This is a genomic window from Ignavibacteriales bacterium (assembly GCA_026390575.1).
In the GTDB taxonomy this organism is placed as follows: Bacteria; Bacteroidota; Ignavibacteria; order UBA10030; family UBA10030; genus Fen-1298.
Window position 1 is genome coordinate 564,557 of record JAPLFR010000016.1, and the last position, 13,085, is coordinate 577,641.

The window sequence follows — 13,085 nt, forward strand, 5'->3', positions numbered from 1 at the left end:
TTTCTCTACACCATCATCCTCTTCACGAGAGTTGTTATGATCAAACATATAAAAGGATAACTCATGACTATTACCAGAGTATTTTTTACCGGTGTCATTATTTTGTGTTTCATTACAATTCGAAATGATGCAAGACAATCACGACCCGAAATACTCACCATCGATCCAATAAAACCCTCTAATCTTGTTTTAACTGGAGATTCCGCCTTCTTTAGCAGGGATGCAAAAAAAGTTAAAAAACACAGAAAGATGAAAGATACATCAGATGCTCCGCCCTATGAAGGAATTCCTCTTTCACAGCAACCGACATTCTTGAAAATGATTATTCCTAAATGTCCCAAGGAAGCAATCATTAAATCAATGACTGGTACAACCAAAGTAAAAGTTTGGGTTGATGAGCATGGTAATCCAAGGCTTGCAGTAATAATGGAATCATCAGACAAGATTTTCAATGAGTGTTCATTGATATCGGCAATGCAGTGGACATTTAAACCAGCAATGAACGACAATAAACCAACTTCATCATGGATGTATATTCCATTTCGTTTTCGGAACTGTAAATAATTCATTGGCGTCTAGCCTGCGGCTCCCCGCAATCCCGATAGAAAGCGGCAGGAGTTATCATAAGTTAGGTTCATAAGAGGAAAAAAATGGAAAGTGATTATGCCGAATGCCGGATCTGCAAGTACCAGTTCCACAAACCTGACGTTGATGATACTGGCATAAGAATTAAGTGCCCATCTTGCGGAGGACTTGCAAGGAACTATTATGTCTCGCTTAGTGGTACGGTATATGCGGTTGGTTCGGTAGAAGCTACTCTTACAGTCGCAAGTGAACCTAACCCGGAGATCGAAGCTGTTTTTAAGCTAGATGACAAGTTCGCCGGAAAAAGTATAATTGAATATTCAAACATTGTCGACGAGAAGCTAATAGATTACTTTAGTGCGCACCCACAAGAACTAAAGACAATGAATCGCAGAGGTTTTGAAGATCTAGTTGCAGAACTATTCCACGGATTTGGCTACGATGTCGAGCTAACTAAGCAGACTCGTGATGGTGGCAGAGATATCATAGTTGTCAGAAATTCTGAGGTTAAGGTAAAGTACTTAATCGAATGCAAGAGACCTGACCCCGGGAAAAAAGTTGGTGTGCAGCCAGTTAGAGAACTTTTTGGTGTAAAAAATGACGAGTTGGCTACAAAAGCAATTCTCGCCACAACAGCATACTTCTCAAGGGATGCAAAATTATTTTATGAAAAGCATGAATGGGAACTCGAATTAAGAGATTACAATGACTTGATTGAATGGATAAGAATATATCTAAATATGAAAGGCAGAGGATAAGCCTAGCCGCCATCCATTAAGTAGTGTATAATCGGAGAATAAACAAAGGAGCGTCTCATAAAGGTGAAATCAATATTTTTTATTTTAATTCCGATTTTTATTTCTTGTTCCCACTCAACCACTCCGCCTGAAATGAGAGACTTTAATTTTAAGTTCAGTTATGGGGTTAACGAACGGAATATTATCAACACATTTCAAAATACCTATACAAAGGATTTAATTTCCGATGGAGATACTACGGTTCCATTTACACTATCCGCCAATGACTTGAAGCAAATTTTGGATAAAATGAATGAAATCGGTTTTTTTGAATATCCTGATACTTTTATTGTACCTACAGAGGGCCCCGTTACAATAGTGAGACCTTTTTCGATATACAGATTTGATGTATGCGCTAAGGTGTCGAAAAAACACCTTTACTGGAAAGATGAAATAAAGAATGAAAATGCTCAGGCGACAAAACTGCGAGAACTTAATGCACTCATCATAGGAATTATACAATCGAAACCGGAATATTCACAGCTGCCTCTCGCAAGCGGTGGTTACTTATAAACAATATGTGGCCCACAATCCCACCGGAAAACAGTGGGAGTTGCACCCTGCGAGACGGCGAAGGCATACACGTAACAATAAAATGATATTATCATGACTTCTCCAATGCACTTCACACGTACACATCTTGAACAAGCCTTAACAGCGGAACAATTGCGAGGAATTCTCATCATTAGAATTGCTCTGATGCTTGGAATCTCGTTCTATTACTTCGTCGTTTTTCTCTTGTACTCCATGTTCAATCCTGAAGGCTTTAGCAAACAAGATGTGTCGTTGATGCATGTGCTTTCCACAGCACATGCTGTGTTTACGCTGGCAGCTGCTACAACAGCGTTCTATCTCTCAAGCCTTCAACTGCGTCCCGAACGTCTCACCGGGCAGTCAGACATTCAAACACCGGAAGATGCGGCTTTGTATGCCGTGGGATTATACCGGACAAGTTCAATAATACTCATGGCGCCAATTGAAGGAGCATCCTTCTTCGGAGCCGTGATTTGTATGATAGGTGTTCAGAACGGGACAATCGAATTTTATCCGATGTATTGGCTGAATGCTGCATCTGCTGTTTTATTAGTCTTGGTAGGAATCATGACATTCCCGACACGCAAGAGGGTTCTCGAAACGTTGGAGTCTGCATTCGTGCAACGGTGATTCTTATGAGGCTGCGGGCTAGATAGCAATTCTCCGCTATCCTGTTTTTAAACAGCGGTACTGTGAGCGGCATTTTAACTATTGGTCAATTGGAGAAAAATGAAAGTATTATTAATCATAGATATGCAGGTGGGATCTTTTAAGCCTGAAACGCCGCGCTATGATGCCGATGGTGTTGTGGAAAGAATAAATTCATTATCAGATTATTTCCGGCATAATGGAGACAAAGTAATTTTTATCCAACACGATGGAACGAAGGAAAATTCATATATTCCCGGTACATCTGATTGGAATATTTTACCAACGCTCATTCAGCGTCCGGATGATATTATCCTGGGTAAAACGGCTAACGATTCATTCTATAATACAGATTTAGAAACCATATTGAAAAAAAATGATATAACTGATTTATTTATTACTGGCTGTGCGACAGATTTTTGTGTCAACGCGACTGTGCATTCTGCTTTAATCAAGGATTATAATATTTTCGTGGTCAAAGATTGTCATACAACAGCAAATCGTTCTTATTTGAGCGCTGAAAAAGTGATTCAATATCATAATTGGCTCTGGGAGAATATGACTCCCACGAATGGACAAATAAAATTAGTTTTATCAAAGGATTTAATAAAAGTTTAAAATCCCATTCCACCCGATGTTTTTGCAGAAGGAAGATAAATGGCAAAAAGACTTCCGATAACAGATGTTCCTTGTAATGGCTGTACCCTGTGTTGCCAGGGCGACGCCGTGAGGCTTGAGAAAGATGACACTGCGATGCAGTATGAAACCGAACCTCATCCATTCATACCGGGCGCATTCATGCTTGCTCACAAATCAAATGGTGAATGTATATACTTGGACAAAAATGGCTGCAGAATCCATGAGCACGCACCCTCTTTGTGCCGGCTCGCCGATTGCCGCAGTCTCGCTCTACGGATAGACTATGAAACAGCAAGGCGGCTTCATTTTATGAACAGATTGGATATTCGAGTATGGGATCAAGGACATAAACTTCTCGAAAAAATGGTTGTACAAAACAATAATGATCATTCATGTGCGGCTATTGCCGATATGAGAAAACGCCTAAGCAGGCACTCTCCACTATCCCGTTAAAAACATCGGGACACATAAAACGCGGAGAGCAGTGGGAATTGCAACTCCCGTCGGTCAAGCGGCTTTTATAAAAGTTCAGTAGAATCTTCAAGAACTATAAGGGGAAATAAGGTAAGAATATGGAAACAATTATTAATTCAAAGAATGAAATGTTCCGTCATAGTATCGCAACCTTAGCGTATCGTGCGGCAAAAACGCTCCGTAATGCCCCTGAAAATTTTGCCACATTTCGGATCGATGCTAAATCCAGAACATCTGTTGAAATTCTAACGCACATGGGCGACCTCATAGTTTGGGCGCTTTCGATGGCAAAGGGAAAAGGCATCTGGCATGAATCAACTCCACAGGATTGGGAGAGTGAAGCTGCTCGTTTCTTTGACTCTATAAGACAATTTGATACATACCTGGCAAGCGGTTCTACGATTGCATGCCCATTGGAAAAGTTATTTCAAGGACCAATCGCTGACGCGCTGACGCACGTTGGCCAGCTTGCTATGCTGCGGCGTCTGGCAGGAGCTCCAATCATAGGCGAGAACTATTTCGTAGCAGATATCATAGTTGGACGTGTCGGCCCTGAGCAATCTCAACCTCGAAAGACGTTTGGTTAAAGTATTACAGAACTCCAGACTGTAAGGCGGTCATGAGTCAACCCTTCCAGAAAGAGAGGAATAAATGAATGAATTATTTTCGTACTGTGGCCTCGTTTGCAGCACCTGCCCTATTTACTTGGCAACGAGAGAAGTCAACAAAGAAGAGCAGATAAAAAAGAGAACCGAGATCGCCAGAATTTGTAAAGAACACTATAGAATGAATTACGAGCTGTCAGACATCACTGATTGCGACGGCTGCCACACGGAAGGCGGAAGATTGTTTTCAGGATGTACGACGTGCACTATAAGAGAATGCGCAAAACAAAAGGCAATAGAAAACTGCGCGTATTGTTCAGAATATATCTGCCAGAAACTTGAATTATTTTTCGTCCAGGATCCATCTGCAAAGATACGTTTGGACGAGATAAGAAATAGAATTTCTTAAAATAGGCATCAAATGAACAGCCAGTTTTTCAAGTTCGGCTTATCCACTCACATGCATCGGGCAAAACACAATTTCTCAATGTTCAAATTATGAATCAGTGTATAGATGAAAATATTGATTTATGAAGCGCAATATTTGTAAATTCATCATGTCATTTCTGATATTCATCTTAGAGTGAAATAAGAAGAAAGAAAAAGATATGGTGATTGTCGCACCGGGAAAATATTTAAAAGAATACTGTTTCCATTATTTCAAGCGTTGCTATCTATGTCATGAAAGATGGTTGATAGAATGACGGCAGATATAATTATATCAATGATTGCAGCGGTTGGATTTATCCTGGCGTCGCTCTATGTTATCATCGCACGCAGGGTGAGACCATCGTGGAAAGCCGGTGTTTTAATTTTACTCTCGTGCGCCGATGTCACTCTGGCACATGCTTTACAAGGTATCAATTTTGATTTTGCAACAAAAGTATTCTGGTACAAGATGTGCATTTTGGGTTTTACCATTACTCCTACGGCATTCTTCTGTCTTACTCTGCGTTACGGCGGATGGGGGAACATACTCACAACCCGTACGCTTGTTATGCTTAGTGTTTTCCCTGCCTTGAGCGCAGGGCTTATTCTCACGAACGAAATACATGGCTTAGTCTGGAATCCTGCGAGTATAGCACGTATCGTAAACATAACAACCTTTGTTTCTATTACCGACGCGCGTATCTGGTATTGGTTATTTGTTGCTTACTCGTATTTACTCATGGGCGTCGGCTGCTTTTTTCTTATCCGATTATTGATATTGTCGCATGGAATCTATGGATGGCAAGCCGGTGCAGTAGTATTTGCTGCAATACTTGCATTGCTTGGTGTTCTGTTGGATTTTCTCGTTATGAGCCCTCTCCCGCCATTCGCAGCAACTGCATTGGGAATGGCTGCAGGATCTATTACAGTAGCTTTTCTTTTACCCTCTCTCCGGCGTCGCGATCTGATATATATTTCTCGCAGAGCAATCATTGACAGTATTAGTGATAGTATCATGGTCGTGGATGGAGAAAATCGTATTGTGGAAATGAATCCTTCAGCAGAAAAGTTGATAAGCGAACTTGCCTCGCAAGCAATCGGCAAACATATAGATCAATTTTTGCCGGAATTGAGTTCACATTGGATTCATAATGCCAATATCAGCAGTGAGGTGACACTGAAGCGTGGAGAGACGACATATATCTTTGACCTGCACGTTTCGATCATTCATGATTGGCAAGGGCACATCGCAGGTCGATCGATTGACCTGCATGATATTTCAGACCGGAAACGTGCAGAAGAACAAGTCCGTACATTGAATGAAGAGTTGGAATTCCGTGTCATCGAACGCACAAAACAGTTGGAAGCAGCAAACAAGGAACTTGAAGCTTTTGCATATTCGGTTGCGCACGATTTGCGCGCACCACTAAGAGCAATCGATGGCTTTGCGCATATTCTGCTGGAAGATTATGAAAATTTACTGGGCAAGGAAGGGAAACGTTTGTGTACTATTATTTACGGCGAGTCACAGCAAATGGGCAGATTGATCGACGATCTTCTTGCTTTCTCTCATATCAGCCATACTGAAATACAAATGACCTTGATCGATATGGAGGATCTTGTAAAATCCATTTTCTACAAATTATCAACCCCGAAAAGTCGAGAACGTATTGATTTCCAGGTAGGTCCTTTACCGAAAACAATGAGCGACATAACGCTCATCAGCGAGGTGTGGCTCAACCTCATCTCCAACGCTATAAAATTTTCCTCTAAGCGGGAGCGTGCGATCATTGAAGTGAGTTATCTCCAAGAAGGAGATAACATCATATACTTGGTTCGGGATAATGGAGCCGGATTTGATATGCGATATGCAGGCAAGCTCTTTACCATTTTCTGGCGCATGCACAGTGATAAAGAATTTGAAGGCACCGGCATTGGTTTGGCTATTGTTCAGCGTCTCATTCGTCGGCATGGCGGAGAAGTATGGGCCGAGAGTGAAGTGGATAAAGGCGCAACTTTTTATTTTACTCTTCCACAGAAAAGAAGTCGATCGTGAACTGGCACACCATGAATAATTATCGAGGTAAGAAAGAGAATTCCTTAACATAGTTTTTACATGAACGAATGATGCTATGCAACACTCCCGCCTAGCATAGTACCGTATTGCAGGTCCATGTGCGATGGTATTCTCATTGTAAATCCTCCTTTAGCTCTTCCTGAAAATTAGGTATATTGTATATCCATGCTGCTTCTCACAGTGATAGAAATATTGGGAATCTTTGTTGCGGCGCTTTCCGGCATTCTGGAAGCAAAGCGCAACGATATGGATTTGATCGGCATTTACACGGTAGCATTTATCACAGCCCTCGGCGGCGGAACTATCCGCGACGTTTTGTTGAACCGTTATCCAATTTTTTGGGTCATTCATCCAGAATATGCTGCAGGAATTTTTATCCTTTCGGTTATCACAGCACTTATTCTTCGGTACAAGCAAATTACTATTCGCCCGTATGCGATTATCATTCCAGATGCACTTGCACTCGGTTTGTACAGCGCGATTGGCGCTGCGTATGCTCTAGAATTGAATGTTTCTTGGTTCATTGCTGTGCTTATGGGAACCATTACGGCGACCTTTGGAGGAGTGATGCGCGATATCCTTTGCAATAAAGTTCCGGATATATTTAAACATGGCGGACATTTATATGCAACATGTGCACTGAGTGCGGCAGTGATGTATATCATCGTGAAGTCGCTCACAAACGATCATGCATCCGCAGCGACTGCGAGTTTGATGACAGCAACAGCTCTCCGGCTGCTATCTGTGAAGTTTGATATTACATTGCCAATTTAGAAAGATAAACTCCCAAATCTGTAATTCATGGTAAATGGAACTGCAATTCTCTAACGTGTGTTGTTGATACGAGAAGAAAATATGCCAAGAGAACGAAAATATACCTTTGGTCCTGTTCCGTCGAGGCGATTAGGTTTATCACTGGGTGTAGATATTATCCCGAATAAACTCTGCTCACTTGATTGTGTGTACTGCGAAGTCGGCATCACCGACAAACGCGGCCTTGCAAGGAAAGAATATTTGCCAGCAAATGAAATTCTTGCCGAGGTGAAAGACGTGATCGCAGAATATCCGGATCTCGACCATATTACCATCTCCGGCTCCGGCGAACCGACATTGAACTCAAAAATTGGCGACATCATCCGCGGCATCAAGCACATGACGAGTGTTCCAGTTGCTGTGCTCACAAACGGGACGCTTTTGGATAATCCAGAAGTACGGCGCGACTTGATGGATGCAGATATTGTTTCGCCATCGCTGGATGCGGTCTCGGCAGATGTATTTGAAAAAGTCGACCGGCCCAATCCGAAACTCCGTATAAGCACTATTATCGACGGCATCAAAGCGTTTCGGCGGGAATACCAGGGCAGAATGTGGATCGAAATTCTTTTTGTCAAAGGAATGAACGACCACGATGAGGAAGTATTCAAGATGAAACAGGTGCTGGATGAAATCCTACCGGAAAAAATTCATCTCAATACCGTCATCCGCCCGCCGGCATACGCAATTGCACAGCCGGTTGATGAAGACCGCTTGAAGGAGATTCAAAAGATATTGGGTGAACGGAGTGAAATAGTCGGTATCTTCAAAGAAACACATAAGACACAAAAGCACAGTATTGACGGACAAGCGATTCTTGCGCTCCTCAAGCGCCGTGCAATGACTGTTGATCAGATGACGGAATCATTGGCTATGCAGCAAGAAGAAATTATTGCAACTTTGAAACAGTTGGATCAAGGAAAATGTCTTAAGTCGTATGTGTTCAACGGAGAAGAATATTACCAGGCACTACAGAAGTAATTTGTGCTATTTTACTCTAACAAAAAACGAGATCGCACCAGGATAAACCACTACCTTGCTCCTCATCTCATCCAGAGGAAAAAATCTTTACAAACCTAGGAATTGGATCGCAATTCCGCAAAAGAATATTGAAATTCCCGCGAGCGCATGAGTGTAGCGCTCAAAATGCCCCATAGGAAGCAAGCGTAAACCGGCAATGGAACTGAGAACAATACCAACCATTGTGCCAATGGTAATCAAACCGAAGACAAGACTTACGATAACAACATTAAGAATATGACCGTGAGCAGCCGGGTACATAAGTATTGGAATTAATGGCTCACACGGGCCAAGAACAAAAATGATGAACAGCACCCAGGGCGTCATACTCGGACTGTCAGGCTGTTCATGCACGTGTGCGTGTTCTTCTGCATGGACATGTGTATGGCTGTGTGTATTGCCATCACTGTGAGGATGCCAGTGAGTATGCGGTTTATTCAGATATGCTCTGCGAAGTCCCCAAATTCCGTAGATCAATCCGAAAGCGATTAATATCCAACCGGCAATGTTTCCGCGGATCGATTCGATCGACTGCAGATGCGCAACGGCAATTCCAAGTCCTACCCCCACAAATCCAAGGACAACAGAGCTACCCACATGACCGATGCCGCAGAAGATGGTGACAAGCGTTGTCTTAAACGTGGACCATTTGCCGGCCTTGGCCATAACAATAAATGGTACGTAATGATCTGGGCCAAGAATCGTATGAACGAGCGCGACGGATACAGCCGTTATTATGAGTATGCTAAGTTCTTGATTCATTTTACTGTAGGACAATATAATGAAAATACTGGAAAGAAGAATCCATCATTTCCGCGATAATAGTATGCATTTAATCATTTGATACATAAAACCTGCAATACATGGAATGATAAACGTTAAACTCCCTATGATGAAACTATGGTTTCATACTATGTTGAATTTATTGTTCATAATCAAAAACATGTGGAGGTCGGGTTTCAAGAATCTTTTCTAGTTCTTATTCCATCTCCACATCAGCCGCGGAGCAATCGTTACCCATACGAGCACGAGAATCCACACTCGTCCTTCAAGTATGTTATAATCATGAAGGAGAATACTCCACGGCACTTCCCTTACAAAATGAAAGAAGAGAAACTCGAAGGCGACTGTCATGCTCAACCACATAAAACCGATTCGCCAAGCCTGGCTTGAAGATGAAAGAGGCCAGCGTTTACTGAGATACCAGATGAAAAACCCAAAAAAGGATATTCCTATTGCTACCGAGATTTGATGTGAGAGCAAATCACCAAGAAATGGTTTATAGACTAAATCGCGAAGTGCGCCATTGATTATGGCAATAAATAATAATCCAAACCAGCTGAGAATATACTTATGAATCATTGGTTATTTCTTTTCTATAAATATAATACTTTGTTCACGACGAATGGAAACAAAGCTTTTTGTCTTACTGATGTTCTGTCTTATTGTAATTAGAATTATTTTTCCATGCAGTACGGTGTCTCTCTTTCTGAATATTATAGAAATTTGAGATAGAGTCAATAAATCAAATTTGTAATGATGTTGTACAGCAAAGCATATTGAGAAGCATATACTCTTGCAAACGGAAAAGAGGTGCAGTATCTTATAGGCGATGGATTGCGAACAGAGGATATAACGACAAAATGATATCAAACAAAACTATGATACTCGATGCATTGTCACAATTGCTTAGGCAAAAAAGCCTCTCCCGAATTCGCGCTGTGGTTCATGACGTCAAAAAAGATATTGAAATGCTATCGTATGATGAACATGGGGTTCGAAAGATTACGATCAACGGAAAATCGATCAAGGTTCGATCGGAATATGTATTTGGTGAGCTTGACCAAATTCTTGTTACGCGAACCATTGAACGAGCCAAATACTATATCCAACGATTAGTCCGCGCACTCTCGGAAACAAAGACCGGGAAGGTGAACGATCTGAATGTACATAGATGGAAGGAATATGATGATATTCTTACGGATAGTCTTTGGATTCTAGAAAAACGTAACACTTCCGGATCTCATAGCGGAGGTTATTGGGGTAACTTTATTCCGCAAATTCCCAATCAACTGTTAAGACGTTATACAAAAAAAGGTGAGTGGGTGCTGGATGCATTTCTTGGAAGTGGTACCACGTTAATAGAGAGCAAACGATTAGGCCGGAATGGTGTCGGAGTAGAACTTCTGCGAAAAGTTGCACATTCGGCTTCAAAAGCAATTGAACAGGAAGACGATCGTTATTCGACCAGAACGGAAATAATTGTGGGTGACAGTTCACACTTGGATTTTAAATCCGAACTGCATCGGCGGAAAATTAAAAATGTGCAATTCTTAATGATGCACCCGCCGTACTGGGATATTGTCAAATTTAGCAAAGACAAAAGAGATTTGTCAAATGCAAAATCCATAAATGAATTTTTAAATCTTTTCGGAAAAATCGTCGATGCTACGTATCCCGTGTTAGACAAAGGCCGGTATTTTGCACTTGTTGTTGGTGACAAATATTCCGCCGGTACTTGGATACCGCTCGGTTTCTATACGATGCAAGAGGTGTTAAAACGGGGATATTCCTTGAAGTCTATTATCATAAAAAATTTCGACGAAACAAAGGGAAAAAGAATGCAGAAAGAACTTTGGCGGTATCGTGCATTGGTCGGCGGTTTTTACATTTTTAAACACGAGTATATTTTTTTATTTAAGAAGGGATAACGATCACTGCAATTCCAAGAGAATCTCTTCGTGACAGGCGCAAAATATACACTGTTGAAAATTTCGTCCTTTGCATTAAAAAAAATAGTATAATTCGTTTGACAACTTATTACTACTACAGGAGGGATCAATGTTCTTCTTTATTTTTCTTGCGATCATAATAATCTTTGTTGCCGTTGCGATTGGCGGCTACAATTCTCTTATCCAAATTCGGAATCAAGTACGGAACGCTTGGAAACAAATAGATGTACAGCTCAAACGCCGGCATGATTTGATTCCTAATCTCGTCAATGCGGTGAAGGGACAAATGGAATTTGAGAAGGGGACATTAGAAAGTGTCATTCAAGCCCGTGCCGCAGCTGTTGGTGCAAATACGATTGCCGACAGCATGGCGAAAGAAGATGTGCTGTCATCGGCGCTCTCCAAACTTTTTGCCATTGTTGAAAATTATCCTACGTTGAAAGCGAACGAAAGTGTTCAACCGCTGATGGAAGAATTGACGACGACCGAAAACCAAATCACATTTGCCCGCCAATTCTACAACGATATCACAACGACCTATAATACAAAATTAGAAATTTTTCCCACAAATTTATTCGCATCGTCGTTTGGTTTCAAACTTTTCCCGCTCTTCCAAGTAAAAGATGCGGCTGAGCGCGAAGTGCCAACGGTGGACCTCTCGCTGAAAAAATAATTCTCTGGCGAAACCTTCGCAAGGTTTACCTGTACAATCTATGAGACCATGCGAAGGTTATCGAGGCGACCAATGTCCGAACCCATTCTAACAAAATCACGCAACATCTACGAGCAGCAGGCGCATAATCGCCGCATGACCTGGTGTATTGTGGGATGCATCATTGTGCTTTTTGCGGTTATCGGGTTGGGAGTTGATTACTTTTATCTAGGAATATTTAACACTCGTAATGGAATTCCGATTGTGACAATCCTTACTTTGGTATTGAGTGTTATATTTGCATTATGGAGTCTTCAGAGTGGCGCTTCGGCGGTACTGTTATCAGCTCAAGCAGTTCCGGCAGACCCAACAAACGCAGATCAACGCCAGCTTCTCAATGTTGTTCAAGAAATATCTCTTGCTTCCGGATTACCGGCACCAAAGGTATACGTTATTCCCGATGATGATCCAAATGCATTTGCGACGGGAAGGGATCCGCAGCACAGTTACATTGCCATTACCCACGGACTTCTCACCACTCTTGAGCGCGACGAATTGCAGGGCGTGATCGCGCATGAAATGAGTCATATTCGATATTACGACATCCGTTTGATGACGCTCGTCGCAGCATGTGTCGGTGCCATTGTTTTATTGGCAGATATTTCTGTCCGAGGAATGCGATTCAGACTTTTTTCAAGCCGTGGTCTACGATCGAAAGGGAAAAATCCTTTAGGAATAATATTTCTTCTTCTCTGGCTTCTTACAGTAATCCTCGCTCCCATACTTACACAACTCATGGCAATGATGATTTCACGTAAACGCGAATATCTTGCCGATGCTTCCGCTGCCGAGCTCACGCGAAATCCGCTCGCTCTTGCTAAAGCTCTGCAAAAACTGGAGAATGCATCAGCACCAACTGCTGCTATTAAGCGGGGCATTGCGCATCTGTGTGTCGTAGATCCATTGGGTAAAAAAGTAAATGAGAAAGAAGGATTTTGGGCTGAACTCTTTGCAACGCATCCTCCAATACAAAAGCGTATTATGCTGTTAAAGTCGATGGCATATCAGTACTCAAAGTAA

At 41.9% G+C, this 13,085-nt stretch carries 15 protein-coding genes; 13 read left to right on the top strand and 2 right to left on the bottom strand.

Annotated elements, in window-relative coordinates; translation table 11 throughout:
- Positions 1–63: 63 nt before the first annotated feature.
- The 10 genes from NTX44_15300 to NTX44_15345 all read left to right on the top strand — a co-directional run bounded on the left by NTX44_15300 (position 64) and on the right by NTX44_15345 (position 8,582).
- Positions 64–564 carry an energy transducer TonB gene (locus NTX44_15300; GenBank protein MCX6122977.1) on the top strand — a complete coding sequence of 167 codons (501 nt, stop codon included), beginning with the start codon at positions 64–66 and terminating at the stop codon, positions 562–564.
- Positions 565–650: 86 nt separating this feature from the next.
- Complete coding sequence (locus tag NTX44_15305) at positions 651–1,343, top strand: restriction endonuclease (protein ID MCX6122978.1); 693 nt, start codon at positions 651–653, stop codon at positions 1,341–1,343.
- Between the two features lie 63 nt (positions 1,344–1,406).
- Positions 1,407–1,895 carry a hypothetical protein gene (locus NTX44_15310; GenBank protein ID MCX6122979.1) on the top strand — a complete coding sequence of 163 codons (489 nt, stop codon included), beginning with the start codon at positions 1,407–1,409 and terminating at the stop codon, positions 1,893–1,895.
- Positions 1,896–1,988: 93 nt separating this feature from the next.
- Entirely contained in the window at positions 1,989–2,546 is a 558-nt protein-coding gene (locus NTX44_15315; protein ID MCX6122980.1) for a hypothetical protein, read from the top strand.
- A 99-nt stretch (positions 2,547–2,645) separates the two neighbouring features.
- The gene (locus NTX44_15320) at positions 2,646–3,182 is read left to right on the top strand and encodes a cysteine hydrolase family protein (GenBank protein ID MCX6122981.1); all 537 of its coding nucleotides are present in this window, start codon (positions 2,646–2,648) and stop codon (positions 3,180–3,182) included.
- A 39-nt stretch (positions 3,183–3,221) separates the two neighbouring features.
- A complete protein-coding gene (locus tag NTX44_15325; GenBank protein MCX6122982.1) occupies positions 3,222–3,656 on the top strand; it encodes a YkgJ family cysteine cluster protein in 435 nt (144 codons plus the stop codon).
- Between the two features lie 119 nt (positions 3,657–3,775).
- Positions 3,776–4,264: a hypothetical protein gene (locus NTX44_15330; protein MCX6122983.1), complete on the top strand. Its 489-nt coding sequence runs from the start codon at positions 3,776–3,778 to the stop codon at positions 4,262–4,264.
- A 718-nt stretch (positions 4,265–4,982) separates the two neighbouring features.
- Positions 4,983–6,767 (top strand): ATP-binding protein, encoded by a 1,785-nt coding sequence (locus NTX44_15335; GenBank protein MCX6122984.1) that lies wholly within the window; start codon positions 4,983–4,985, stop codon positions 6,765–6,767.
- A 186-nt stretch (positions 6,768–6,953) separates the two neighbouring features.
- On the top strand, positions 6,954–7,562 hold the full coding sequence (locus NTX44_15340) for a trimeric intracellular cation channel family protein (protein MCX6122985.1): 609 nt from the start codon (positions 6,954–6,956) through the stop codon (positions 7,560–7,562).
- Between the two features lie 81 nt (positions 7,563–7,643).
- On the top strand, positions 7,644–8,582 hold the full coding sequence (locus NTX44_15345) for a radical SAM protein (protein ID MCX6122986.1): 939 nt from the start codon (positions 7,644–7,646) through the stop codon (positions 8,580–8,582).
- Between the two features lie 87 nt (positions 8,583–8,669).
- Here NTX44_15345 and NTX44_15350 read toward each other — a convergent pair whose 3' ends face one another.
- Entirely contained in the window at positions 8,670–9,383 is a 714-nt protein-coding gene (locus NTX44_15350) for a sulfite exporter TauE/SafE family protein (protein MCX6122987.1), read from the bottom strand.
- 210 nt (positions 9,384–9,593) lie between these two features.
- The gene (locus NTX44_15355) at positions 9,594–9,983 is read right to left on the bottom strand and encodes a hypothetical protein (protein ID MCX6122988.1); all 390 of its coding nucleotides are present in this window, start codon (positions 9,981–9,983) and stop codon (positions 9,594–9,596) included.
- 281 nt (positions 9,984–10,264) lie between these two features.
- On the opposite strand from NTX44_15355, the gene NTX44_15360 reads away from it, so the two are divergent.
- From NTX44_15360 to NTX44_15370, 3 genes are all read left to right on the top strand, one after another.
- Positions 10,265–11,332 (top strand): DNA methyltransferase, encoded by a 1,068-nt coding sequence (locus NTX44_15360; GenBank protein MCX6122989.1) that lies wholly within the window; start codon positions 10,265–10,267, stop codon positions 11,330–11,332.
- Positions 11,333–11,462: 130 nt separating this feature from the next.
- Positions 11,463–12,026 carry a LemA family protein gene (locus NTX44_15365; GenBank protein MCX6122990.1) on the top strand — a complete coding sequence of 188 codons (564 nt, stop codon included), beginning with the start codon at positions 11,463–11,465 and terminating at the stop codon, positions 12,024–12,026.
- Positions 12,027–12,098: 72 nt separating this feature from the next.
- Complete coding sequence (locus NTX44_15370; GenBank protein MCX6122991.1) at positions 12,099–13,085, top strand: M48 family metallopeptidase; 987 nt, start codon at positions 12,099–12,101, stop codon at positions 13,083–13,085.